16 protein-coding genes are annotated in these 26,851 nt (G+C 36.6%); 12 read left to right on the forward strand and 4 right to left on the reverse strand.

Features of this window, described 5'->3' with window-relative positions; translation table 11 throughout:
• Positions 1–45: 45 nt before the first annotated feature.
• From BZG02_RS16150 to BZG02_RS16160, 3 genes are all read right to left on the reverse strand, one after another.
• On the reverse strand, positions 46–333 hold the full coding sequence (locus BZG02_RS16150) for a LysO family transporter (RefSeq protein ID WP_218972272.1): 288 nt from the start codon (positions 331–333) through the stop codon (positions 46–48).
• A 185-nt stretch (positions 334–518) separates the two neighbouring features.
• A complete protein-coding gene (locus BZG02_RS16155) occupies positions 519–1,529 on the reverse strand; it encodes an aldose epimerase family protein (protein ID WP_101262597.1) in 1,011 nt (336 codons plus the stop codon).
• A gap of 165 nt (positions 1,530–1,694) precedes the next feature.
• Positions 1,695–1,967, reverse strand: coding sequence for a DUF493 family protein (locus tag BZG02_RS16160; protein ID WP_101262600.1), 273 nt, complete (start codon positions 1,965–1,967; stop codon positions 1,695–1,697).
• Between the two features lie 263 nt (positions 1,968–2,230).
• On the opposite strand from BZG02_RS16160, the gene BZG02_RS16165 reads away from it, so the two are divergent.
• From BZG02_RS16165 to BZG02_RS16175, 3 genes are all read left to right on the forward strand, one after another.
• On the forward strand, positions 2,231–3,352 hold the full coding sequence (locus BZG02_RS16165; RefSeq protein ID WP_101262602.1) for an efflux RND transporter periplasmic adaptor subunit: 1,122 nt from the start codon (positions 2,231–2,233) through the stop codon (positions 3,350–3,352).
• 6 nt (positions 3,353–3,358) lie between these two features.
• Complete coding sequence (locus tag BZG02_RS16170; RefSeq protein WP_218972273.1) at positions 3,359–6,523, forward strand: efflux RND transporter permease subunit; 3,165 nt, start codon at positions 3,359–3,361, stop codon at positions 6,521–6,523.
• A 75-nt stretch (positions 6,524–6,598) separates the two neighbouring features.
• The gene (locus BZG02_RS16175; RefSeq protein ID WP_101262606.1) at positions 6,599–7,888 is read left to right on the forward strand and encodes a TolC family protein; all 1,290 of its coding nucleotides are present in this window, start codon (positions 6,599–6,601) and stop codon (positions 7,886–7,888) included.
• A gap of 78 nt (positions 7,889–7,966) precedes the next feature.
• On the opposite strand, the gene BZG02_RS16180 is transcribed toward BZG02_RS16175, so the two are convergent.
• Positions 7,967–8,428 (reverse strand): PaaI family thioesterase, encoded by a 462-nt coding sequence (locus BZG02_RS16180; RefSeq protein WP_101262608.1) that lies wholly within the window; start codon positions 8,426–8,428, stop codon positions 7,967–7,969.
• 149 nt (positions 8,429–8,577) lie between these two features.
• Between BZG02_RS16180 and BZG02_RS16185 the strand changes: the two genes are divergently transcribed.
• The 9 genes from BZG02_RS16185 to BZG02_RS16225 all read left to right on the forward strand — a co-directional run bounded on the left by BZG02_RS16185 (position 8,578) and on the right by BZG02_RS16225 (position 26,838).
• Positions 8,578–12,702 carry a hybrid sensor histidine kinase/response regulator transcription factor gene (locus BZG02_RS16185; protein ID WP_101262611.1) on the forward strand — a complete coding sequence of 1,375 codons (4,125 nt, stop codon included), beginning with the start codon at positions 8,578–8,580 and terminating at the stop codon, positions 12,700–12,702.
• Between the two features lie 420 nt (positions 12,703–13,122).
• Entirely contained in the window at positions 13,123–14,946 is a 1,824-nt protein-coding gene (locus BZG02_RS16190; RefSeq protein ID WP_101262613.1) for an alpha-1,3-galactosidase-related protein, read from the forward strand.
• A gap of 31 nt (positions 14,947–14,977) precedes the next feature.
• Positions 14,978–16,561 carry a sulfatase family protein gene (locus tag BZG02_RS16195; RefSeq protein WP_101262615.1) on the forward strand — a complete coding sequence of 528 codons (1,584 nt, stop codon included), beginning with the start codon at positions 14,978–14,980 and terminating at the stop codon, positions 16,559–16,561.
• A gap of 85 nt (positions 16,562–16,646) precedes the next feature.
• Positions 16,647–17,714: a glycoside hydrolase family protein gene (locus BZG02_RS16200; protein ID WP_101262619.1), complete on the forward strand. Its 1,068-nt coding sequence runs from the start codon at positions 16,647–16,649 to the stop codon at positions 17,712–17,714.
• Positions 17,715–17,727: 13 nt separating this feature from the next.
• Entirely contained in the window at positions 17,728–18,621 is an 894-nt protein-coding gene (locus BZG02_RS16205; protein ID WP_101262621.1) for a sialate O-acetylesterase, read from the forward strand.
• Positions 18,622–18,644: 23 nt separating this feature from the next.
• Positions 18,645–21,299, forward strand: a complete 2,655-nt coding sequence (locus BZG02_RS16210; protein ID WP_101262623.1) for a sugar-binding domain-containing protein — start codon at positions 18,645–18,647, stop codon at positions 21,297–21,299.
• Between the two features lie 43 nt (positions 21,300–21,342).
• A complete protein-coding gene (locus tag BZG02_RS16215) occupies positions 21,343–22,800 on the forward strand; it encodes a twin-arginine translocation signal domain-containing protein (RefSeq protein ID WP_101262625.1) in 1,458 nt (485 codons plus the stop codon).
• Between the two features lie 21 nt (positions 22,801–22,821).
• Positions 22,822–25,257 carry a glycoside hydrolase family 2 TIM barrel-domain containing protein gene (locus tag BZG02_RS16220; RefSeq protein ID WP_101262627.1) on the forward strand — a complete coding sequence of 812 codons (2,436 nt, stop codon included), beginning with the start codon at positions 22,822–22,824 and terminating at the stop codon, positions 25,255–25,257.
• A gap of 27 nt (positions 25,258–25,284) precedes the next feature.
• On the forward strand, positions 25,285–26,838 hold the full coding sequence (locus BZG02_RS16225; protein ID WP_101262630.1) for a sulfatase: 1,554 nt from the start codon (positions 25,285–25,287) through the stop codon (positions 26,836–26,838).
• Positions 26,839–26,851: the final 13 nt, after the last annotated feature.

The following is a 26,851-nucleotide window of genomic DNA, read 5'->3' on the forward strand; positions in this document are numbered from 1 at the left end:
ATTTAGATAGGTGAAATGAGTGGGGAATTGGTTGTTAATCTGCTATTAAGCTTTGGTTTTAAAGAAGAATTTGTAGGTGAGCCAAGCACAAATTAAAGAACCCAAAATGGCTCCAGTAGAAAGAACTAAGGCTTGAATTCCTATAGAATGAAGATTGTTTATTATTTTATTATTGGTTCCAACACCTATTCCTAAAAGAAAAAGCAAAAGGAAGATTGAAAAGGAGGTTAAGGTACCTACGATTTTAATAATTTTTGGTTTGTTACCAATTAGGAGACCAATTCCGATTCCTAAAACCATAATGGCTAAAACAATAAGGATATCTGTAAGCATAGTGATTGCAATTTTTTTGAATACAAGTTTTCAAATCCAAAGTTTCGCAATAATAGGTTTTTCTTTTTGATTATAAAATTGTAAAAGCAGATACTTTTTATTCTAAATAGCTATTCAGTATTTTAAAGCCAATGCTTCGGATAAAATAAAAGGCTGGATCTTTCGAAACAGCCTTTGAGATTTTATTAGAAAATAAGTTTATAGTTGGTCTGATGTTGATAGATCTCACCAGGTTTTAACCAGCCATGTTTAAAGTTTTTATGGTTGGGAGCATCAGGATAACCTTGAGCTTCCAAAGCAACTCCAGAGAATGGACCAAATTTTCCAGCCGTAATGTATTTTCCGGTGTAAACCTGTAATCCTGGAAATGTAGTTGCAACTTCCATTCTTACAATACCATCTTTATCGGAAAGTTCAGCAACTTTTCTAGGAGTTTCTGTTGATTCTCCAAAAGCATAACAATCGTCGTAGTTTTCGATATCTTCAATATCTCTTTCAATGGTTTTTTTAGTTTGAAAGTCGAAAAGAGTTTTGCTGATATTGTATAATTTTCCACTGGGAATTAATAGGTCATTAGTTTCTAAAATATAAGCTGTGTTAACCTGAAGCTTGTGGTTAAGAATACTTTCGAAATTGTTGGATAAATTAAAGTAGGAGTGTTGAGTTAAATTGATTGGAGTAGTTTTATCGGTTACTGCTTTGTAATGTATTTGTAACTCATTCTCATCGGTAAGTTTATAAATTACCTCGGTATTTAAATTACCAGGAAAGTTTTCTTCTCCATCAACACTCAGGTAAGTTAATTTTAAATCCTTGTTATTAATAATTTCGGCAGTCCATACTTTCCTGTCGAATCCAATATTTCCACCATGCAAATGATGTTCACCATGATTGCAAGGAAGCTGGATTTCCTTATCATCAAGACAAACAAGTCCTTTATTAATTCGATTTCCATAACGGCCAATTAAAGCCCCAAAATAGGGGTAGTTACTAAGATAGTTGTCGTTAGTATATTCCTCTAAACTATCAAACCCAAGAACAATTTCTCGAATTTCTTTGGCTAAAGGAAGTGTAAGCGAGGTAAGAATTCCTCCGTAATTTGTAATTTTTGCTGTAAGTCCATTTTTATTTCGGAGGGTGTATAATTGTACTTTTTCTCCATCACGTGTCAACCCAAAATCAATTACATCTATCATTTAAAAAATTGTTAGTTTATTCAGAAGTCTGAAAGTAAAACAAAATATCCATTTTCTATTTCAGAAGATAAATATTTCACATATTTTTTGCTTAAAAGTTAATTAGGATCGCTAATCTACCGCTAGGGAAAAAGTTTTTGTTTCTAAAAGGATGTATTCTTAAAATTAAAGCATCATCACTCCTTCAATGCTTTGGGCTTTGATATAGATATCTATAACAGCATCTGCCGATTCCATTGTTTTTTTTACGGTAATTCCAATGAATTTTAAGTCTTTCGAAGTTTTATAGGAGAATTGTGTCTCCGATGGGAAAAGTGCTTTTATTGCATTTACTTTTTCATCCGAATTAGGGATGATAAATTTAAACATATATAAAGAAGGCCATGAAAAGGACTCCATTAATTGATATCTAAGCTTGTTGTATTTCTCTTGTTCCATTTTTGTAGTCAAATAAATTTGGAATTCAAAAGTCGTAATTTTTTTTGAATTCGTTGTCCTTCCTAAGTCAGATGTTTGATGAACTGCTTATAAAACCTGCTACTTGTATTATTTAGAGTTGAAATGAGCAGGTTTATCGAAAAGCTTCTGGAAATTAAAAAAAGGTTTAAGACTTTCTTATAAATGCTTATCTTTATGCATTATAAATAAAAATGATTAACAATAAGTACCACTAAAACGATAACTACACAAACACAATATAAATGAATCGAAAAATCATCATCGTACTGCTAGTTCTTGCAACACTGGCAATTTCTTTTTTTGCCATGAAAGGCTTAACGAATTTAAAAGAATCTCCGAAAAAGAATTTGGATAAAAAAAAGTTGCCGATTGTTCGGGTAGAGAAAGTTAATTATCATGAATTATCTTCTCCTATTCTTGAAAAAGGCAGGTTGGCTTCTAATTTGGAAGTGAATCTTAGTTCCGAAGTTGCGGGTAGAATTATAGAGACTGGAGTTCCTTTAAAAGTGGGGCAGAAGTTTAAAAAAGGACAATTGTTGATTCGTATTTACGAGGAGGATGCAAAAATGGATTTGCGGGCCGAAAAAAGTCGGTTCCTGAATAAGTTAGCGGAGAACTTACCAGATATAAAAGTGGATTACGCAAGTAATTTTGAGGTTTGGATGAAGTTCTTTAATGCGATTAACTTAGAAGAAAGCATTCCCGAATTGCCAAAAGTGAAGTCCGATCAGGAAAAAGTATTTATGGCAAGTAGAAATATTTTGGGAGATTATTATGCCATTAAAAGTGCCGAAGTGAAATTGGCAAAGAGGAGAATATACGCTCCATTTGATGGTTCCTATGTGGAAGTTAATACACAAATAGGATCGGTAGCCGGAATGGGATCTAAACTTGCTGGTATCATTGAGTCTAACAATTTAGAGCTTCAGGTGCCAATTGAGGCGAAAGAAATTTCCTGGTTGCATTTAAACGAAAAGGTAGATATTTTGGATGCTGATGGCGCGCTTATCTTTACTGGTAAATTGGTTCGAAAATCGGATTTTGTAGATCAGGGAACACAATCTATTTCTGTTTTTGTAAAGTTGGAGAAAACGAGTGGTCAGGAATTGTATCAGGGACAGTTTTTAACTGCACGATTCAATGGAAAAGTAATTTCCAATGTAATGGAGATTCCCAGGAATGCAGTTTTTAGCTCTAATAAAGTATTTGTTGTAGAAGGTGATATCCTAAAAGAGAAAAAAATCAATGTGATCAGAAGAAATGAGAACACTTTGGTTTTTAATGGATTGAAGGAGGGAGCCGTTTTAGTGGTAGAACCTCCTGTGAAAGCTACAGAAAACATGCAGGTACAAATTAAGAAATAGTATATAATGAGAAATATAATATCACAATTTGTAAGATATCCGTTTTACGGAAAAATGATTATCGCTTTGCTTGCAATAGCAGGTTCAGTTTCATTAGTTTATATGAAAAAATCATTTTTCCCTGAAACTGAATCTAAAATTATTACCGTCTCGATGGTATATCCTGGTGCTTCGCCTAAAGAGGTGGAAGAAGGAATAACTTCTCGAGTAGAGGATGCGGTTCGTGGAATTGTTGGAATAAAGGAAATGAATTCCGTTTCATCGGAGGGATTTTCCAGATTAACCATTACCACCACCGGCGATTACGATTTGGATGAAACATTAGCCGATGTAAAAAACTCGGTAGATGGAATTCCTACTTTTCCAACAGGGGCCGAAAAGGCGGTGATTGCAAAACAAAGAGCTACAACACCGGCTACACGTATGGTGGTTACGGGAAATACCGATTTAATTAGCTTAAAAAAATATGCCGATATCATTTACGACGATTTAATGCGTTCGAAGGTGATGTCGCAGATCTCTCTTTCTGGTTTTCCACAATTAGAATTATCGGTGGAGGTAAAAGAGGATAATTTACGTCGTTACAATCTTACTTTTAGTGAAATATCTGCAGCCATAGCCAATAATAATATCGATATTTCGGGTGGTGCAATTAAAAATGAAGTGGAGGAAATTCTTATTCGTTCGCGAAATCGTTCGGTTAATCCAGATGAGATTGGCGAAATTATTTTGAAAGCGAATCCCGATGGAAGTTACATTCGAATTCGTGATGTGGCCGACACTCATTTTCAGTTTCAGGACGTTCCCAATTCCACTTATGTGAATAAAAATCCAGCCATATCCATTATGGTGAATAAGTTGAACGAAGAAGATTTGGATGAAATATCGGTATTCTGTAACCAATATGCCAAAGAGTTTAATCAGAAGTACAACGATGCCAGTTTAGAGGTTAGTTTCGATTTCGTCGATTTATTGCAATCACGATTAGATCTTTTGTATAAAAATGGAGGATATGGTCTATTGTTGGTAGTTATAGGTTTGGCACTTTTCTTAAGTTTCCGCTTGTCGCTTTGGGTGGCATGGGGAATTCCAGCTTCCTTTTTAGGGATGTTTATTATCGCTAATTTGATGGGCGTTACCATTAATATGATTTCCCTTTTCGGGATGATATTAATTATTGGTATTCTGGTAGATGATGGAATTGTGATTGGAGAGAATATTTACTCTCATTTCGAGAGCGGAAAAAGCCCTCGAAGAGCGGCTATCGATGGAACGATGGAAGTTGTTCCTGCAGTGCTTACCTCGGTTACCACTACTATGGTTGCTTTCTCGCCACTATTATTGGTGACCGGAAATATGGAGTTTTTGTACGAGATGGCATTTGTGGTAGTGGCCTGTTTAAGTATGTCTCTTTTCGAAAGTTTGTTTGTATTACCAAGTCACGTTGGAAACGAAAAAGTACTGACTCGAAACCGAAAAAATAATTGGTTTAATCGTTTTAGAGGGAACATTGAAAAAGGAATTATTTACATCCGCGACAATGTGTATTCCGGAACTTTAGATCGAGCAGTTCGCTGGAGATGGTACATCGTTTTTATTCCGGTGGCTTTATTGTTAATTACTATTGGTTTGTTTCGTGGAGGATTTATTCAAAGTACATTTTTTCCGAATGTGGCTTTCGATACCTTTGCCATGAATATTGCTTATAAACCGGGCAGTAATAAAGATATTACCATTGCGAAACTAAAAAAGTTCGAAAATGCTGTTTGGGAGGTGAATGATGAATTGATGGAAGAGTTTCAGGATACTGCAGCTTTTATCAAGTACACTAGTCTTTCATCGGGAAATGCATTTGGAGGACAGGAAGTTGGTCCACATGCAGGTAATTTATCGGTTACTTTGCGGGATATGGAAGGAGCGCCGGTATCCAGTTTTGATATCTCGGACAGAGTAAAAGAGAAATTGGGAGATGTTTCGGATCTGGAGAAATTCACGATTGGAGCTAATAACCGTTGGGGAGCGCCGGTTTCGATAAGTTTATTGGGGAACGATTTGGACGAACTGAATCAGGCCAATGATTATTTTCAGGGGGAACTAAGAAAAATGGCCTCCTTATATAATATCAACGATAATAACCCATTGGGTAGTCGGGAAGTAAGGTTGAAATTAAAAGACAAAGCTTATTATCTGGGAATGAATTTAAATTCCATTACGGCTCAGATCCGTCAGGGATTTTTCGGAGGACAAGCCCAGCGCTTGCAGGAAGGAAAAGATGAAATTAAGGTTTGGGTTCGATATCCGAGAAGCGATCGTGTTTTTATTGGACAAATGGAAGATATGAGAATTCGTACTTTACAAGGAGAATTTCCATTGTCGGAATTAATCGATTACGAAATTTTACGAGGACCAGTTAGCATACAGCGTTACAATGGATCAAGAGAAATTCGTGTTGATGCCGAAATTATTGACCCAAGCGAACCTGTTCCTCCAATTTTGGATTATATTAAAACTACTATTTTACCAGATTTGGAATCAAAATTTCCAACGGTTCGTCCTGAATTTCAAGGTCAGGCAAAAAGATCTTCTGAAGATATTGCCGAATTGCAAATTTATTTTAGCATCGCATTTATGCTAATTGTTTTTATTGTAATGATTCACTTCCGAAGCTTTACACAAGGAATAATTGTGCTGTTAATGATTCCTTTGGGATGGTTGGGATCAGCCTGGGGACACGGAGTCGAAGGTTACCCAGTATCCATGTTAAGTGTGTGGGGAATGGTTGCGCTTTCGGGAGTAATTATAAACGATGCTGTGGTCTTCCTCTCCAAGTATAATTCGCTGATTGTAGAAGGACTGGAGCCAGAACTTGCTGTAAAAACCGCAGGAAAAGCCAGATTTAGAGCTATTATTTTAACTACAATTACAACCTCGGTTGGTTTGTATCCATTAATTTTAGAGAATTCATTTCAGGCACAATTTCTAATTCCAATGGCAATTGCGTTGGCATACGGAGTATTAATCGGCACGATGTTTATTCTGTTATTTTTCCCGGTTTTAATTTTAATCCTGAATGATATTAGAAGAATATCCAAGAGCATTTGGGAAGGGACAGAGGTTATGCCTCGTGATGTAGAGCCAAAGGTGAAGGAATCGAATGTGAGTTTGGATTAAAAAAAGTATCAATTAGCCTCCCTATTTCCAGAATGATTTTTGGACTTAGGGAGGATCAAATAAAGAACAAAACAAATGATCAGAAAAGTATCATTATTCATCGTTTTCATTCTGTGCGGCCAGTTTATTGGGCAGGCGCAGGAAGAATTAAGCTTGTCCAAAGCCATCGAGGTGGGATTGGAGAACAATTATCAGTTAAAGATTTACCGAAAGTCGGAAAAAATTTCAGAATTGAATAATACCTGGGGAAATGCAGGTTCTTATCCAAGTGTGCAGTTTAATTTGGGCTATCGAAATATAAAAGATTATAACGAAGATGCCGATTATACTCGAAACAGTTTAATACCATCTTTGGATGTAAACTGGACCCTATTTGATGGTTTTGCGGTGCAGATTCGAAAAGATAAGTTCGATGATTTGGCGCAATTATCGAAAGGGAATACAATAATTGCCATCGAAAATAAAATTGAATTAATTATTCTTGCCTACTACAAAGTTTTGTTAGAGAAGGAGAGCATGGAGGTGAATCAGAAAATCATGCAATTATCTTCCGATCGATACGAGAAGGTGAAAGTAGGTAAAGAGTTAGGAAGTTCGGTTACTTACGATGTTTTGCAAGCGCAAAATGCTTGGTTGCAGGATCGTTCCTCTTTTTTAATTCAGCAGGTGAATTTTAATAACGCAGTTCGCGATTTAAATTTCTTGCTGGGAGTAAAAGAGAGCAAAACATACGCTTTCGCGGATGAATTTTTACCAGTGAGTGATGAGTTTGAGATGGCGAACTTGCTCGATAAACTATTTTCGGGAAACAATACGCTTAAGAACAGATACATTCAGGAAATGTTGTTGAAAAGGGATGTTGATATGGCACGAAGCAATTTTTATCCTAATGTTTCCTTAGGCGCAGGAGTGCAGGGGAATTCTGTGCGATTGAAAATGGATGGTATTCCTACTTCAACAAGCGATTCGCATAATTTTTATGCCAATGTAAGTTTGAGTTTTATGATTTTTAATGGGAATTCGAACCGAAGAGCTATGCAAATTGCTAAAATTCAGGAAGAAATTGGGAAGATAGAAACTGAAGATGTAAAACATACTTTAACCAATTTATTAGCGCAGCAATTTGAATTATATCAAGTGCGCCGGGAATTGTATGAACTTGCCGAAGAAAATTTAGCGGCCGCAGAGCTTAATTTGACTATTTCGAAAGATAAATTTGAATCAGGAAGTATTAATTCCTTTAATTATCGCGATATCCAAATTACCTATCAGAATGTAGCATTAGCACGAGTAAATGCTATTTTTAATCTCATTCAATCGAGAACTGCATTGGTGCGGATTACTGGCGGAATACTAACCGAATAGAAGGAATATATAAATGTATATCAGCTAAAATGATATTGTATTTGGCCATCAGTTTTTTTTTCTGATGGCCTTTGTTTTTTATAATCCGAAATTATCGGGAACCAAAACAGAAACAACCTCGCCAACAACGCAAAGCACTCCGTTTGCAAAAAGTTCCGCTTCTACAATTACTTTTCGTGCTCCAATTTCCTTAATTTTTCCTTTAATTTCGATTTCGCCGCCAATGGGTGTTGGTTTTAAATATTTTACCTGCAAGGAGGCGGTAACGCATCGTGGAGCATTGCTTGCCGAAAGTTCAATGCCTTGATTTTTTGCCAGAGCCAAAGCCGCCGATCCAGTTCCGTGGCAATCTATCAGCGATGCCAATAAACCTCCATACACAAAGCCAGGAATAGCCGTATGATAGGCTTTAGGCACAAAGCGAGTGATTGTTTCCTCACCATTCCAAAAAGTCTTTATTTGATGCCCATGTTCATTTAATCTGCCACAACCATAACATTGTGCAAAATGATCTGGGTAGTAATCTTGAATTCCTTTCATTTCAGCTATTTTTATTTATTGTATGATTGTAATCAATCATACTTTACCGCTTTTGATTTAATTTTAATTGTTTGAGCGGTTTTTTTATTTTGGATTGTTTATTTTAGTCGTTTCAATACTAATTTACCTATTATTTTAAGTTGAATAGAATGCCTACTAAGATCTATATCCTTATAATATTACTAATTTTTACCTTGAATGAGTCGTTTGGAGTGGTTAAAAAACTCGAAAGCTCTCAACAGCTTACAATTTCGGAGGGATTAGCACATAACGGAGTTACCTGCATATTGGAAGATTCACGAGGGTATTTGTGGTTCGGAACTTATGAAGGTTTAAATAGATATGATGGATATGAATTAAAAGTATATAAAAATACCATTGATAAAGACCTACTAGCCAGTAATCGGGTAAGAGCTATTGCCGAGGATAGCAAAGGAAATTTATGGATTGGAACCGATGAGGGGATTACAATTTATAACTACTCCCAGGAAAGATTTCAACATATTTTCACCAATAAACTGTATAATAATAAAATGCGGGGACCAATTGTTCGAAGCATTCTTATTAATGAAGACAAAGGAGTAGTGCTTTGCGTAACCGAAGGCGATGGAATTCTTGTTTTTAAGGATGATAATTCTTTTTCCAAACAATATTTGCTGGCATCTAAGGATTTAGATCTTGAGTTTTATGATGCTATAGAACTCGATAAATCCAATTATCTTTTTGCGACATCAGGAGGTCCGGTTCATCTTAATTTAGAAAGCGGGAAGATGATTTTATGCCAAGAGCCCGGATACAACTTTAATAACTCCCTTACAAAAATTGATGACAATACCATTTTGCTGTGCTTAGATTTTGGTATTGCTATTTTAGAGTATCAAATCAGTAATAAAAAAATAACATTAAAATTAAAAGGTACTTATTTGCAGTCGGAATCATTTAAAACAGCTTCGATAGATCATTATAGAAATTTATGGTTAGGCACCTTGAATGATGGAATGATTCGTATTGAAAATGCAGATCTGATTAAGAATGGTAAGGCATTTAAACAATCTCGTTTTAACGCAGGAAAATCAACTTTACGTTCAAGTTGTTTCGCTCCCATAACTAAGAGTGGATGTTGGTATGGTACTTTTAATGAAGGAATTTTTCATTTTGATATGGAAGACAATCCTTTCGGGAAATTTAATATTGAAATGGGATACGAATTCGGTTTAACATCGAACCTTGTAACTCATTTTTCTGCTTTGGATAAGGATCGTGTTTTTATAACTGCAACACGAGGAGGAATAGCTCTATTTAATACTACTGAAAAAAAGTTTGAGCCTCTTCCTTTCCATTTATCCGATAATGATAAAGGAAATATAACCTCAGTTTTTGTTGATTCTAAAAAGAATATTTGGATGAAGATGATGAGCGAGGATGGAATTTACAGAGCTCGCAAGGGGAATCAAAAGGTTGAGAAAGTGGTTGGTAATACTATACCTGCTGGCATTGGATTGCGTTCTTTTTCTGAAGATAAAAAAGGAAATATTTGGATTGGATCAGCAGACAATGTGTATGAAATTTGCATGAATGCTAAGGGAGAAGTTCAGGAGGTGATTTTATTAAACGATCATCCTTTTTTTAAGAACAATAAACTTTCGTTGATTCGGTCGGTGTATGTCGATCCGGTTTACGATTTTATTTGGTTAGGAGCCGATTCGGATGGATTGTTTCGAGTGCATACCAAAGGAAATGGCGAACTAGAAGATTTAACAATTGATCAGTATTTGAATGATAAAAAGAACAAACTGTCTATTTCTGGAAATTTTGTGAGTTCTATTATTCGTTTGCCAAATAAGGATTTATGGATTGGAACCGAAGGCGGTGGAATTTGCAAGGTTTTAAATAGCGATAAAGAACCCGAATTTGTAGCATTCTCCGAGAAGAACGGCTTATCGAACAATGCGGTTAAAAATATCCTGTACGACGATGAATACAATTTGTGGATTACGACCAACATTGGATTGAATAAATTCGACACCAAGGATTTTAGATTTAGAAAGTTTAGTGAGGTAGATGGTTTGCCATTCGAAGATTTTTGGTTTGCCTCCTGTAAACTGCCTAATGGAATTATGATGCAGTCGGGTTTGGACGGTTTCTGTTATTACAATCCGGTTGACTTGCCGGATGTAGAAGATCTTCCAATTATTGAGTTTGGTGATTTAAAATTGTTTAATAAACTAATTCTGCCAGGCGATAGTGTAAATGGAAGGGTTCTTTTGAACGAACGATTAAACGAGCAGGAAAATATTGAGTTGAATTACAACGAAAATGTATTTTCGGTGGAGGTTAGATCTCTTCATTTTTCAACGCACGACAATCACTTTATAAAATATCAGCTACTACCAATTAACGACGAGTGGGTAGAAGTAACCTCCGATCAGCGAAATATTTACTATAGTGGTTTGCAAGCCGGTGATTATGAGTTAAATGTGATGGCTTCGAATTCTTTAAAACAATGGACCGAGCCACGAAAACTTAAAATAATTATTACACCCCCTTTTTGGGAAACTACCGTAGCTTATATTTCCTATATTTTACTATTGTTTCTCATCGTTTATTTGGTGATGTTTTATATTTTACGATTTCAATCCTTAAAGCATAACTTACAAATTGAGAAGTTAGAAAAAGACAATGTAAAAGAGGTAAACCTTGCTAAACTCCGCTTCTTTTCAAATATATCACATGAAATTAAAACGCCTATTACCTTAATTTCAGGACCAGTTGATTTATTGCTCGATCGGTTTAAGAACAATGCCGATGTAAAAGAGAAGTTGGAATTGGTACAACGACAATCGAAAAAGATTTCTAAGTTGGTCGATCAGGTTCATGATTTTCAAAAATCAGATGCCAATCAATTAAAAATTCATTATTCCACATTTGGATTTTCCTCTTTCTTAAAGGACTTGCTTTCCGATTTTGAGTTTATGGCAAAGAATTCGAATAAAAATTTAGAAGTAAAGACTAGTTGCTCCAGTATATTTGTGACGGTGGATAAGGATAAATTAGAGAAGATTTTAAATAATCTCTTGAATAATGCATTCAAATTTACCGAGTCGGGCAATACTATTCAGGTAGAATATAGCTGTGAGGATAGAAATTTACTAATAAAAGTATCGGATACCGGACGAGGAATTGCACAAGACGATTTGCCATTTATTTTCGATAGGTTTTATCAGTCGCAACACAAACATGGCGCATATACTGGAGGATCAGGAATAGGATTAGCATTTACCAAACGATTGGTGGAGATGCATTATGGATCTATTAAAGTAGAGAGTGAATTAAATTCGGGAACTACCTTTACTGTTTCTATGCCAATAGTAGAAGAGAATGCATCGGTTGATCTTCAAATTAAAGAAAAAGAAATTTTAGAAATAGAAAGGAAACACGATGAGATAGTTCCAGCTGTAAGTCAGACTAATCTTTCTGAAATAAAAGTAGGAGGAGACTTTTCGGATTCCTGCATTTTTCTGGCCGAGGATAACGATGATATGAGAGATTTCGTAGCATCTAGTTTGTCTAAGTTTTTTAAGGTAAAATCGTTTACCAATGGACGAGAATGCTTAAAAGCAATGGAAGAAGAGTGGCCCGATATTGTTATTAGCGATGTTTTAATGCCCGAATTAAATGGGTTAGAATTATGCCGATCCATAAAATCAGATATTAAAACGAGTCATATTCCGGTAATTTTATTAACAGCTTGTGCAACTATCGAGGATCAGATAAAAGGAATAAAAGAAGGTGCTGATGCCTACATTAAAAAGCCTTTTGACATGCAACATTTGGTTGCTAGAACCGAATTTTTATTGCAAAATAGGAAACAGTTACGCCAGAGGTTTCAAATTGATATTCCTTTAAGTCTTGATAAAAATAAAGACAAGGGAAATGATACTTTGTTTTTGGAGAAATTGTACCAATTAATGGCCGGCAATTTAGATAATCAGGATTTGGATTTGGACAGTTTTGCCAAAGAATTATTTTTAAATCGAACTCATTTTTACCAAAAAGTGAAAGCAATCACGAATCAAACTCCATTTGAACTTTTAAAATCGTATCGATTAAAAAAAGCTGCCGAATTTTTGGTGCAAAACCAATTATCCGTTAACGAAGTGTATTTGATGACTGGTTTTAAAAGTCGAACTCATTTTAGCAAATTGTTTAAGGAGAAGTATAATGTTACTCCAGGAAAATTTGCAGAGGAATCAAGCAAAAAATACTCCGAATAATAGAAAGTTTGTTATTTAACTCATATCTAATGGATTACTTCGTATTTTTGGCCAGGTAAATTCATTATTTACTTTCAGACACACGAAATAAATTATCAACTACATAACTAAGGGCATTTATAGTCTATTTTGATTTCAGAATATATTTAAATCTAAGGCCTTTTAAGTTATGATACTGTTTTTTGTGTGGATACTATAAAACGATTGCGTGTTCAAATAGCTTTTGAACTTGTTCTTTTGTCTTATTGTTTGCAAGTTAAGATAGCTCTCCTACGAACATATAATTTCATAATTTACAGGTTCTATAACCCGATCCTCAACTTAAAACAGCTTGATAAATCAAATTGTTAGTTTGTGCGAATCGGATGATTTAAAAGTAGGAACAGAAATCGATAATTATAGATAATTAGGGATAAAAGTATGAGTAATTGTAAAATGTTTAGGAGAAGTAGATTTTTAGCTTTCGTGTTGTTCGTAATTTGTTTTACCTCAATAGGTGCGAACGCTAAAGAAGTAATCGAGCTGAAGGCAACAGATCAGGATATGACCCCAATACTTAGAGAGGTTTTGGAGAATATTTCCGATTTGGAGGTTAAAATTGTATTTGAAAAAGGAACTTATCGCTTCAATCCCGATTATGCTACCGAAAAATACTGTTTCATTACCAATCACAATAATGGTTTAAAGAGAATTATTTTCCCAATGGAGGGCTTTAAATCTATTGAAATTGAAGGGAATGGTTCCGAATTTATTTTTCACGGACAAATTTTACCATTTCAGTTTAAAGCTTGTAAAAATGTTAGTGTTAAGAATCTAAGTATCGATTGGGATATGCCTTTCACCTTTCAGGGAGAAGTGATGGAATGTAATTCGGATGAAGAGTGGCGTGATATTAAACCATTCACAGATGGTTTCTCCTGGAAGTTAAGGAATGGACGACTGGAGTTTCCAAACATCGACGGCTTTAATTATAGTGAAATGGGAAGCACTCTTGCCTTTGATGTAAAGGAACAACGCATTGTTCATGGTGCATTTGATGTGTCTAGCGCACCAAGATGGATTGAGAAAAGAGAAGGTGGTATTTTGCGTTTTCATGAAAAATTGAACCATTACCCTCCGGTTGGATCTATTTTGCACTCAAAAGGAGCCAAAGAGGAAAATCGATATGCACCTGCTTTTCATGTAATCTCTTCCAACAATACGCTTATCGAGAATGTTGTTGTTCATAGCGCTTTAGGAATGGGATTTTTATTTGAACGTTCCGAAAATGCCATTTTAAAAAAGTGTGGAATTTATCTGCCCGAAGGCTCAAATAGAGTGGTAACCACCATTGCCGATGCAACTCATTTTTGCAACTGTAAAGGAGATATTTTAGTGGAAGATTGCCGATTCGAAAACATGTTAGATGATGGAACTAATGTTCATGGTACTTATGTGGAAGTTGATAAAGTGATTGATAATAAAATTGTTAGAGTAGCTTTGAAACACGGGCAACAAATGGGCTTTGAATTTGCAGGAAAAGATGATGTGATTTGGTTCATTCATAAGCCAAGTGTGCAAAAAGCTTCTGAGAATACAGTTGCTTCCGTTTCAATTGTAAACGATCAATACATCAATCTTACTTTTAAAAATGCTTTGCCCGAGAATCTTTCCCCAGGCGATTTATTGGAAAATAAGACTTGGAATCCGACATTTACGATGAGAGGATGTACCATTCGCGATCATCGTGCCAGAAATGTGGTTTTAAAAACACCTTTAAAAACGGTTATCGAGAACAATAATTTTTCATCCATGATGTCCTCCATTTTATTTCGTGGAGAATCGTACTATTGGTTCGAATCGGGAGCCGTAGAGGATGTTGTAATCCGAAATAATCATTTTGAATATTGTGCCTATAGTGGTTCCGAACATGCGGTAATGTATATCACTCCACGATTGGGCGAAGGATTTAATCAGCAGGAATGTTACGATCGTAACATTCGGTTCGAGAACAATACCATTACTAATTTCGACAATCGAATTGTTTGGGCCGATCGGGTAGATGGATTAGTTATTAAAGGAAATAAGATTACTAAAACCAATGATGCCAAAGCACTATTTCCGGATGCACCACTTTTCGATTTCGCAAATTGTCGTAATGTACAGGTGATCGATAATGATTATGATGGAAATCAAAAGAAAGCAATTGCTGCTGATGAAGCAACTAAAAAGAGTTTAATTGTTGAGAAAAATAAAGGATTTTAATAGAGTTCATTTCTAGAAAAAGAAAAGTATCATGAAGAAGTTATTGACTTTTGTATCAGGTATTGCCTTATTGGCCAGTGTCTCGTCCTGCGAACCAAAACAAGAGGAGGTGAAAAGGCCAAATATTCTTTTCGCTATTGCGGATGATGCCTCATGGAAACATTTTGGTGCCTATGGATGCGATTGGGTAAAAACACCCGCATTCGATAAGGTAGCCGAAAGTGGTTTGTTGTTTCAAAATGCATACACTCCCAATGCAAAATGTGCCCCTTCTCGTTCTATTATTTTAACTGGACGAAATAGTTGGCAATTGGAAGAAGCGGCGAATCATGTTCCTTATTTTCCTGCAAAATTTAAAACTTATGCCGAAGCTTTAGGCGAAAATGGATATTGGGTAGGAAGTGTAGCAAAAGGATGGGCTCCAGGCGAGCCAGGGTCGATTAATGGAAAGCCTAGAGAATTAACGGGTCCAAAATTCGATACTCATACAGCAACACCTCCTTCAAAAGCAATTTCAGATAATGATTATGCCAAGAATTTTGAAGCTTTTTTAGACGCTCGTCCTAAGGGAGAACCTTTCTGTTTTTGGTATGGTAGCACAGAACCACATCGCAGCTACGAATTCCGAACTGGAATCAGTAAAGGAGGTAAAGATATTGCCGAAATTGACGAAGTTCCTACTTTTTGGCCAGATGTAGATAGTGTTAGAACGGATATGCTCGATTATGCATTTGAAATAGAACATTTCGATTCTCATCTGCAAAAGATGCTGAAAAAACTCGAAGAAATTGGTGAGTTGGATAATACAATCGTAATTGTAACTGCTGATAACGGCATGCCTTTTCCACGAATTAAAGGACAAGTTTATGAGTATTCCAATCACTTGCCTTTAGCAGTGATGTGGCCAAAAGGAATAAAAAAACCAGGACGTGTTATTACCGATTTTGTGAACTTTACGGATTTTACTCCAACTTACTTGGAACTTGCAGGTTTAACAGCCGAAAGTGCGGGCATGCAAGCAAATTCGGGAAAAAGCTTGACGGATATTTTTTATTCCGAGAAAGACGGAGCGGTAAGTGCCGATCGAGATCATATTTTGGTTGGAAAAGAACGTCACGATGTTGGTCGACCAAATGATGAGGGATATCCAGTAAGAGGAATATTTAAAGGCGATTACTTGTACCTGCATAATTTTAAAACGGAAAGATGGCCTCAGGGCAATCCTGAATCAGGATATTTAAATTGTGATGGTAGTCCTACCAAAACATATATTTTAGATACTCGCCGTAAAAAAGGACAAATGGAATATTGGCAACTGAATTTTGGAAAAAGAGATTCCGAAGAGTTATACAATATTAAAAACGATCCTTATTGCATGCATAATTTAATCGGAGATGAGGATTTATCAGATGTAAAGGCAGCTATGCAAACTCAAATGGAGTCGGAGCTTAAAGAGCAGGCCGATCCACGTATTTTGGGAAATGGTGATATTTTTGATCACTATGAATATGCTGGTCCTGTGAAGAATTTTTATACCCGTTACATAAATGGCGAGGATATTCCGACCCATTGGGTGAATAAAAGTGATTTCGACACCTACTTAAAAGAGAAGTAATTTTGTTTGGAACAGAAAAAATAAAGCACGCTAATGAATGTATTGGCGTGTTTTGGTAGTGATGTAATTGATACATTTTAATAAAATGGAGCTGAAAACAGAGTTGATTATTGCAGTCGTTTTACAAGTATTGCTTTTGCAAGGATGTAAAAATGCAAACAATTCAAGTAATCAGACTGTTGTCGATTTGGTAGAAGCGAAATTAATCCTGAATTCCGGAATTGATCAAAATCATCCGGATACTGACTCCATTAAATATGGATTTGAAAGTGGCGATGTGAAAAAAGTGGGAGATCGCTTTCATATGCTTGTCAATGAGCGGTTTGCCGATTTGCCGACTGTTAATAATCGCTTTGCTTATTGGCAAAGTGCTGATAACAAGCAGTGGAAACGAAAAAGTACTTTATTACAATTCTCATATGATACTACGGGAGTAGTGCCCAATTCTTGTATTTACAGTCCGAAATGGGTGTATTCCAAGAAGGAAAATCTTTGGTGCTTGTTTTACATTCAATACAAATCTTCACCATCCCGAACAGATGCCTTCTATCTTCGATACGATGGAGAGGTGATGTGTTCTAAATCTCAAACGAAAGGAATGGATGGTATTGCTGGACCTTTTGATAAAGGGAAACTCGTTTTTAAGAAATCAAAAACTGCGAATTGGGAGGGATTGCAGGGAATTACAGGATTTTCGCCTTATCAGGTAGGAAATAAATGGTACGCTTTATACGGAAGTGCGAATACAGAAAATAAGCCTTGTACAAATTGGAGAATTGGAATTGCTACGACAGATAGCTTATCTGGTCAGTGGAATTCCACAGGTGAAAATTTACCATTAGAACTTCCAATAAGTGCTGAAGCTCCGCAAGTTTTAAAGCTTGAAGATTGTTATTTGGCTTTGGTCGATGAGATTGGAGGAAATGAGAATTTTAGCTTGTTGACGTCTAAAAACGGACTTGATTGGACCTATCATTCAGAGCTGAAATTTCTTGAAAAGGAACAGTGGAAATGGAAAGAGGTTCGTTCGCCAATTGGTTTTTTTGAAGATAAAGGAAGTTACTACACGTACTTTACGACTTACTATAAAAACACAGATTTTGCGCCACTAAGACAAATGAAGTTCAGTATAAAACCAATAAATCAGAAATAAAACTTACTCGATAATGAAACGAATCAGTCTACTTCTAATTGTATTTCAATTCGCGATATCACTGTCTTATGCCACTGCAAAGACAAGGTGCGAGAATGTTGTTCATGTGGTTTTACTTGCTGGGCAATCGAATATGGCAGGAGTTGGAAATTTCGATGAATTGGATGCCAGGGTAAAACAAAAAATTAAAGAGTTTGGGAAACGGGTTCATTTAAGTATCGATGGAGAAAGTCCAAAGCCACTATCTTTTGTTTTTTCGCAATATCAGAAAGACAAACGAGGTTTTGGAAATGTATTCGGGCCAGAGATATTTTTAGGCTTGACTTTAGCCGAACAAAATCCAACACGAGAATATCTTTTTATTAAAACCGCTCAAGGCGGTACTGCATTGTATGGTGCTTGGAATCCGGAGTGGACTGCAGAAAAAGCAATGGCGGTTGAGGCGAAAGGATTCAAGCGTGATTTGAAGCTCTATAGTCTGCATCAATCCCATATCAAGAAAAATCTGCAAAGGCTAAAACAAAAGGGGAAAGCATATCAAATTATTGGCATGTGCTGGATGCAAGGGGAGAATGATGCAGCAAAGGAAGTTAGCTCTCGTTTCTATAAAGAAAACCTGGAAAAGCTGATTAAAGGTTATCGTAGCGAGTTTAACGTGCCAGAGATGCCATTTGTGATTGGCCAAATTAATTCGAGTTATGGTCGTTTTCCTGAAGGTCCTGAAATGGTAAGAGGAGCAATGGTTAGTGTATCTGAGTCAGATGCAAATGTAAGTTGCATTAGAACATCTATTGATACCACTTGGAGCGATTACCCAAAAAACGACGATAATGTTCATTACAATACCGAAGGACAAACTCGTTTGGGAAGAGCATTTGCAAAAGAATTAATGGTTTTGTGTAAATAATTGTGAGATAAAAAGATACATCGATGAGTAATAGGAGAAATTTTATAAAAAAAGCGGGAGTCGGATTTATTTTAGTAATACTATTCATTACTGTTTCTGCAGAGAATTGCAAAAGCGAAAAATTTTCAACGGCTGGTTTTTATAATGTGGAAGGAAGTCCTCGTGAAGTTTATAATTTTAATCCTGGATGGCGATTCCATAAAGGAGATGTTAAGGGTGCAGAATTAGTGAATTTTGATGACAGCAAGTGGGAAGCCGCAAACCTGCCTCATGGCTTGGAGATATTGGGAGAGAATGGAAGCGGAGGTCGGAACTATCAGGGGAAGGCATGGTATCGTAAGCAGTTTGAGATTCAAAATAAAGAAGTTGAAGGGAGAACTTACCTCTATTTTGAAGCCATTATGGGTAAGTGTAAGATTTGGGTGAATGGAAACTTGTTAGTGGAACATTTTGGCGGTTATTTACCTATTGCAGTTGACCTTACTGATGTTATAAATCCAAAAGGGAAAAGCAATATTGTAGCTGTTCTGGCTGATAATAGTGATGATACGACGTATTTACCAGGTAAGAATCAAAGTGGACTTGATTTTGCTTATTTCGGTGGAATTTATCGGGATACCTATTTAATACAAACCGCTTCGGTGCATTTTAGCTTTCCAGAATTGAGTAAAACAGTAGCAGGTGCAGGCGTTTTTATTGCGACTTTGGATGTGAATGGGAATGATGCTAAAATGGAAGTGAGAACCGAATTGACCAACGAAAGTAAAAAAGCCGTTAATGCCACAGTAAAGATTGTTTTGGAGGATGAGGAGCTGCAACCCGTAAAGGAAGTGCTGCAAAATGTAAAGTTGAAGGCTCAAGCCAAGCAACAATTTTCAAATAAGTTGTCAGTAAATAATGTACACTTATGGCATCCCGATGATCCATATTTGCACTTTGTTCGTACCGAGATTATTATAAATGGAAAAATAGTTGACCAGATGCGCACGCGAGTTGGAATTCGTTTGTTCGAAATGAAAGGTGCCGAAGGTTTATTTATTAATAAAAAGTTCTACGACCAAAAGTTGATTGGAGCTAATCGTCATCAGGACTATAGTTATATTGGAAATGCATTGCCAAATTCCGGTCAATGGCGAGATGTGAAATTACTGCGAGAAGGTGGATGTCGAATTATTCGAGTGGGACATTATCCTCAAGATCCGGCATTCTATGATGCTTGTGATGAATTAGGAATGCTAACAACGACAGCGAATCCCGGTTGGCACTTTTTTAATTTTAAGAATCCTGTTTTTGAAGAACGATTGTATAATGACACTCGAGAATTGGTTCGAAGAGATCGAAATGTAGCTTCCATTTTAATGTGGGAAACCGCTTTAAATGAAACACCATCTCAGCCTGATCGTGCAATGAATAACATGCATAAAATTGCTCATGAAGAATATCCTTTTCCTGGAATGTACACCGTTACCGATCATCAGGAAGCAAAAAAAGGTGGCTTAGATATGTATTATCATGGCGATGATGAAAATGTGAATTCATTTAATCGTGAGTATGGAGATGGCTGGGAAGTTGATAATTGGCAATCTCAGAATGCAATGAGTCGTGTGAAAATGGAATGGGGAGAGAAAGCGATGCTTACCCAAGCCTTACGACAGGCAAAAGAATTGAACGATAGATATCCAACACCTAAAGTTCGTATTGGAGGTGCCAAGTGGGCAGGAATCGATCATCAAAGAGGCTATCATCCAGATCCATTTTGGGGAGGATTATTGAACGGGGTTCGTTTGCCCAAATATGCTTACTACGTGTATAAAAGTCAGTATAGTGCAGATTATAAGGTGAAGGGAATTAAAACTGGGCCAATGCTATTTAATACAAATGAATTAACTCAAACTTCGCCTAAAGATGTTGTGATTTTTAGCAATTGCGATGAAGTACGCTTGTACTGGTTAGGAGAATTGCTTGCAACACAAAAACCGTCTACCGAAAAAGCTTACGCAGATATGCCGCATCCTCCTTTTGTTTTTAAAAACGTGTTCGATTTTGAGGTGATAAAAAGCACGTGGCGGACAAAAACAAAAGAGATTGAAATGATTGCCGAAGGACTAATTGATGGAAAAGTTGTGATAAGAGATGTAAAAAATTATCCTGAGCAATCAGCTGGTTTACAACTGAGTATTGCAGATGAAGGAATGAATTTAACTGCCGATGGCTCTGATATTATTCCTGTTCGTGCTACGATTGTTGATCCTGATGGAATGAAAAAGGTGTTGGCTTCGGAGTATGTTTACTTTGAAGTAGATGGTCCGGCCGAAATTATCGGAGGGAAATTTAACATGGGAAATCCAGTGAAAACGGAAATGGGTATTGCCACCGTGTTGATTCGTGCATCAATTTATTCAGGAAAGATAAAGATAAGTGCATTTTCAAATGGATTAAAATCAGATTCGATAACTATTGAGTCTAAACCTTCCAGCTTAAAAAAACTCTTTGATGAGGATTATTTAAAAGCATCGATAAAACCCAGTTCAAATCAAACGGTAATTATTCAAAAAGATAGAGGAGATATGCCGATGGATGTAATTGAACTTCAGAAAGAACTAAAACAGCTTCGATTAGAAAAAGTTGGCAAAGAGCAGGAGATTATGGAGTTAAGAAGTCAATTGAAAGAGCATTAGTTCTTTTAGTATATGATAATTAGAATTGAAAAAAAATATTTCGATGAGTAATAGAAGAGATTTTATAAAAAAGGCGGGAATGGGATTTGCATTGGCAGGAATCTCAGGAAGCTCTATTGCACAGGTTGCAGGAACGGTATTAAACAATGAATCAACTACTGATTTTAATGTCGTGAATGGCATCGAAACAGTCGAGCTAAAAGTTACAAAACCTCTATTTTGTCCTTATTACAGCATATCAACACCTGCCGAAAAAGGTGGGGGAGCTCACTATTACAGAAATGATGCATTTAAGCACAATCCATTTACTGTGCCTGCCAGTGGTATGTCGGGTTCTCCAATTATTATGGATGCAAAAGGAAAGTTTGTTGGATTTATGACCACTTATGCTTACGAAAATTCTATTTTCAGTTTTGATGGTGCCGACACTTTAACCATAACAGTACCACGAGGTCAGGAGTTGTTTATTGACGAGAGTGGAATTGGAGATGATGCATGGAAAGCCTACAATTCCGAAATGATGCGCAGATTGGATATCAAGCCAATGACTGAGCATCCAAAATTTTGGGCGGATGTAGAGTATTGTACATGGGTAGAGCAGAAGTTTTTATCAACTAAGAAACTGGAACATTTTAATCTTTTAACTCATGATTTTATTGCGAATTATTTGGATAAAATTATTGAATTTGGATATCCAAAAGGGAAAATGACTTTAGATCATGGTTGGGGAACTTTTCCGGATGGAACAATCAATTCTGGCTTTGGTTCATGGGTGCCTGATCCAAATAAATTTCCTGATTTTAGGAAAACAATGGATATGATAACTGAAAAGGGCTTTACTCCGGGACTTTGGATCGGGTTTCCAAAAATTCATGCTGCAAGTACTATAGCAAAAAAAAATCCCAACATGCTTGGCAGTTGGGAAGTAAATAATGATTCATGTAAACAAGATGATATTCGTTGGCTAAATCCTAAAGCAGATATATTTGAATATGCATCGGAAACAATCGACCGTTTTTATAAAATGGGAGTTATGAAATTCAAAATTGATATGTCGTACAATACCAAATCGGACATGCTTCATATTCACAAAGAATTGTATAAAGCAGCTAAGTGTATTGATGAAAATATTGAAATGGAATTTCATGTACCGGATATTTTCTTTACTAAATTTACCGATGTAACCCGAACAAATGATGTATGGTTAAACGATAAGTTCGATTGGCAAGCCCGTGTAAAGACTCATTATAATGTGAGCTTAAAATCTGCTCCTGGTCGAGGCATTAACCTGGATCATATTGGAGGAAACGATACAGGAGCAATCACCGAAGCGAAATACCTGCAACATTTAGAAATGTATAAATCTAAGATTGGCTATCCATGTGTGTCCCTATTATCACATCATATTAGTCAGAAATGCGTTGATGAAACAGGAGATTATTTATGGGATTATGAAAGGGGAAGTAAAAAAATAATTTCTGATTTTCACAATGAAAAATAGTTTTCGACAAAGACATAATTTATGAAAAAATACTTAGTAGTAATAGCTTTAATTGGTTTATTCATTGGTTGTTCTGTTAGTAAAGAAGAGTTAGGGCGACAAGTTGTAGATCTTAAAAAAGGATGGAAATTTACCAAAGGAGAAGTGGAGAATGGGGAAACTGTTCAGTTGGATGATAGCCAATGGGAAACCGTTAATGTTCCTCACGATTGGGCTATTTATGGACCTTTCGATTCAAAAAACGATGCTCAAAGTAAGAAAGTTGTTGCAGATGGTGAAAAAAATAAGAAGCTACGATTGGGAAGAACAGCAGGTTTGCCGTATATGGGAATTGGTTGGTATCGAAAATCTTTTGAGCTAGCAGAGAATAATGCGGATAAAAAGTTAAATGTGGAATTCGATGGCGCCATGAGTCATGCCAAAGTCTATGTAAATGGCAATTTTGTTGGCGAATGGCCATATGGATATACGTCTTTTTCTTTCGATATTTCTGATTTTGTGAAAGTTGGGAAAAATGTACTCGCAGTGAGATTGCAGAATAAACCGCAAAGTTCACGATGGTATCCAGGTGCAGGTTTGTATCGGAATGTTCGTTTGCTTACTACCAATAAAGCACACGTTAAGCATTGGGGAACAAACATCACAACACCTCAGGTTTCTGAAAAAATGGCCGAAGTGAAAATAAAAACCACTCTTATTGGAAGCGATAAGTGTACGCTGTTAACCGAAATATATAATTCTAGTAACTTGTTGATTGCTAAGAAAGAATCAGAACCAATAGTTGGGAATGAATTAGAGTTGGAGCAAAGTCTGCCAGTAGAGAACCCGCAACTTTGGTCCATCGAAAGTCCGGTAATTTATACCGTATTATCAAAAGTGATTCGGGAAGGCGAGATATTGGATGTTTATGAATCAAGCTTTGGAATTCGGAGTTTTACATTTACAAGTGATGATGGTTTGCATTTAAATGGGAAACGACTTCAGGTTCAGGGGGTTTGTATGCATCACGATTTAGGTCCTTTGGGTGCGGCGGTTAATATTTCAGCATTGCACCGACAGTTGGTTATTTTAAAAGGAATGGGTTGTAATGCAATTCGAACTTCGCACAATTCTCCTACGCCCGAATTGTTGAGCATGTGCGATACCATGGGATTTTTAGTGATGGACGAAGCCTTTGATGAATGGAAAAAAGGGAAGAATAAGAATGGCTACACACATTTGTGGGATGATTGGGCCGAGAAAGATTTAATGGCCTTAATTCATCGCGATCGAAATCATCCATCGGTATTTATGTGGAGTGTAGGCAACGAAATATTAGAACAATTTACGGATGATGGCTGGAAAAGAGCAAAGTTTATAGTGGATATTGCTCATCGCGAAGATAATACGCGACCAGTTACTATTGGAATGAACCGAGAAGCACCGGCAGAAAATAATTTTGCGGTTCAGTTCGATCTAAAAGGATGGAACTATCATACGCATTTGTATCCTTGGTTAAAAGAGGAGCATCCCGATTGGTGCTTTATTGCCAGCGAAACACAATCGACCGTTTCGAGTCGTGGCTATTTCGATTTAGATGCTGTTCCTCGAAAGCATTATGAACGTGAGAATCTGCAATGTTCTGATTACGGATTGGATTATTGCAATTGGTCGAATACTCCCGACGTAGGTTTTGCTATGCTCGATGATAATCCGCATGTAGCGGGAGAGTTTGTGTGGACAGGTTTTGATTATTTAGGAGAACCATCACCTTATAATTTGCAGTGGCCAACTAAAAATTCCTATTTTGGAATTGTAGATTTGTGCGGATTTCCAAAAAGCATTTACTACCTATACAAAGCGCGTTGGACCAAGGAAAATGTATTGCATATATTGCCACATTGGAATTGGGATCAGTCTCAGGTAAAAACGGTACCTGTGCATGTATTTACCAATTTCAATTCAGCAGAATTATTTGTGAATGGCAAAAGTTATGGAGTAAGAACTAAAAATCCGAAAGAGGTTTATGAACGATATCGCCTAGTTTGGAAGGATGTAAACTATGAACCCGGCGAAGTAAAGCTTGTTGCTTTTGATGAGAATGGGAAACCAGCTATGGAGAATAGTATAAAAACAGCTTCGGAGCCATATGCTTTGCAATTGGTGAGTCAGTATTCTAAAATTAAAGCCGATGGAGAAAGTCTTTCTTTTGTAGAAGTAAATGTTGTCGATAAAGAGGGTAATTTTTGTCCGACAGCCAATTTGCCGATTCAATTTTCGGTGGAGGGAGCAGGAACTTTTCATGTTGCAGGGAATGGCAATTCAACCGATATTACTCCATTTCAAAGTCATGTAAGGAATTGTTTCAATGGAAAATGTTTGGTGATGCTTCAATCATCCGAAAAGGCAGGAACGATTTCTTTAACAGCTACTGCAGATCAATTGAAGTCTGCAAAATTAGAAGTTGTAACTAATTAGTGTTCTGTTCATTAAAGATGTTGATCAATGAAACGATACAAAATAAATAAATCGATGTGTAAAAAGATAGGTTCTAAATTTCCTCTTGTTTTACTTTTGTGTAGTACAATTATTAGTGCTGTTTCTTGTAGCGAAAGTGTACAAGAGAAGCCGAATATTATATTTATTTTGGCAGATGATTTGGGTTATGCCGATGTGGGATTTAATGGTTCAAAGTACTACGAAACGCCAGCATTGGATAATTTGGCCAAGCAGAGTTTGATCTTGGATCAATCGTATATGTATCCAACTTGTTCTCCTTCGCGAACAGCCATTTTCACAGGTCAGCAATCCTTTCGAACAGGGGTTTATACTGTGCCAGTACTAGAAAGTGGAACCGATCAGGAAAATATTTTTTCGCGCTGGACGGTAGGAAAAGATTTTCCAATTTATGCAGAACCTTTGGCTAAAGCCGGATATAAATCCATACATCTTGGAAAATGGCACATTGTAGGTCCTTATCCCGAAGAGGAATTAGCGAAAACTTTTCCACTTACCGAAAAATTGACACAACCAGAACCGGGAGATTACTCTTGGGTAGCAAAACACAAAACGGATGAAATTAAGCAGTTTTATCCCGAAGGACGAGGTTTCATGAAAAATGTTGGGGGTACTTTTCGAGGCGATCCAGCCTTTGAAGAAGGTGGATACAAAAGTGAAACAGGTGGTTACAGAGCTCCTTTTAGCAATCCGTTTATCGAAGCTAAAGCTGATGATGAATGGCTTACCGATCGATTGACTTCGGATGCTATTGAGTTTATGGATCAAAATAAAAAAGGACCATTTTTTGTCAATTTAGATTTTTATGCGGTACATCGTCCAATAAAGAGTCGTAATCCAGAATTATACGAAAAATACATCAACAAAGAAGGAGATACGATCACCGGCCAGGGAATTGGAAAATATAAAGAGATTATGGCTGGTTATGCCACAATGGTTGAATCGCTTGATCAAAATGTGCAACGTATAGTTGACTATTTGGATAAGAATGACTTACGGAAAAACACCATCATCATATTTTCTTCGGATAATGGGTACAATGGCCGACAAAGTAGCAACAATTTAATGCGAGGATCAAAAGGCTATATTTACGAAGGAGGAATTCGGGTGCCAGGTTTAATCAACTGGCCGGGCAAAGTCGTGGCAAGAAGAACATCCGAGCCAGTTACACTGCTCGATTATTTCCCAACATTTCTAAAATTGGCAGGAATAAATGATTTTAAAGGTCAGTTGGATGGAAATTCGATGACCGATTTGTTCGAAAAAGATTGCGATTTATTTGCTGACCGACCTTTGTTTTGGCAATTATCGAGTGTGTATAAACACGGAACTTGTTCTGTTATTCGAAAAAAACAGTACAAACTCATTCAGTTTTTAGCGACAGGCGAACTGGAATTGTACGATCTGCTTAAAGATCCAATGGAGTCATACAATTTGGCTTCTGAAAATCCAGATTTGGCGAATGAGTTGCTAAGTGAGTTGGTAGCTTGGCGGAAAGCGAATCAGGTTCCACTTCCTCCTAATTCTGTTGTTTCGAATTAGAGTATTTAAAAAA

This window comes from Labilibaculum filiforme (genome assembly GCF_002843315.1).
In the GTDB taxonomy this organism is placed as follows: domain Bacteria; phylum Bacteroidota; class Bacteroidia; order Bacteroidales; family Marinifilaceae; genus Labilibaculum; species Labilibaculum filiforme.

Bases quoted from the DNA above. Each gene is read 5' to 3' on its own strand.
- BZG02_RS16150 (WP_218972272.1), bottom strand. From the start codon at position 333: ATGCTTACAGATATCCTTATTGTTTTAGCCATTATGGTTTTAGGAATC.
- BZG02_RS16155 (WP_101262597.1), bottom strand. From the start codon at position 1,529: ATGATAGATGTAATTGATTTTGGGTTGACACGTGATGGAGAAAAAGTA.
- BZG02_RS16160 (WP_101262600.1), bottom strand. From the start codon at position 1,967: ATGGAACAAGAGAAATACAACAAGCTTAGATATCAATTAATGGAGTCC.
- BZG02_RS16165 (WP_101262602.1), top strand. From the start codon at position 2,231: ATGAATCGAAAAATCATCATCGTACTGCTAGTTCTTGCAACACTGGCA.
- BZG02_RS16170 (WP_218972273.1), top strand. From the start codon at position 3,359: ATGAGAAATATAATATCACAATTTGTAAGATATCCGTTTTACGGAAAA.
- BZG02_RS16175 (WP_101262606.1), top strand. From the start codon at position 6,599: ATGATCAGAAAAGTATCATTATTCATCGTTTTCATTCTGTGCGGCCAG.
- BZG02_RS16180 (WP_101262608.1), bottom strand. From the start codon at position 8,428: ATGAAAGGAATTCAAGATTACTACCCAGATCATTTTGCACAATGTTAT.
- BZG02_RS16185 (WP_101262611.1), top strand. From the start codon at position 8,578: ATGCCTACTAAGATCTATATCCTTATAATATTACTAATTTTTACCTTG.
- BZG02_RS16190 (WP_101262613.1), top strand. From the start codon at position 13,123: ATGAGTAATTGTAAAATGTTTAGGAGAAGTAGATTTTTAGCTTTCGTG.
- BZG02_RS16195 (WP_101262615.1), top strand. From the start codon at position 14,978: ATGAAGAAGTTATTGACTTTTGTATCAGGTATTGCCTTATTGGCCAGT.
- BZG02_RS16200 (WP_101262619.1), top strand. From the start codon at position 16,647: ATGGAGCTGAAAACAGAGTTGATTATTGCAGTCGTTTTACAAGTATTG.
- BZG02_RS16205 (WP_101262621.1), top strand. From the start codon at position 17,728: ATGAAACGAATCAGTCTACTTCTAATTGTATTTCAATTCGCGATATCA.
- BZG02_RS16210 (WP_101262623.1), top strand. From the start codon at position 18,645: ATGAGTAATAGGAGAAATTTTATAAAAAAAGCGGGAGTCGGATTTATT.
- BZG02_RS16215 (WP_101262625.1), top strand. From the start codon at position 21,343: ATGAGTAATAGAAGAGATTTTATAAAAAAGGCGGGAATGGGATTTGCA.
- BZG02_RS16220 (WP_101262627.1), top strand. From the start codon at position 22,822: ATGAAAAAATACTTAGTAGTAATAGCTTTAATTGGTTTATTCATTGGT.
- BZG02_RS16225 (WP_101262630.1), top strand. From the start codon at position 25,285: ATGAAACGATACAAAATAAATAAATCGATGTGTAAAAAGATAGGTTCT.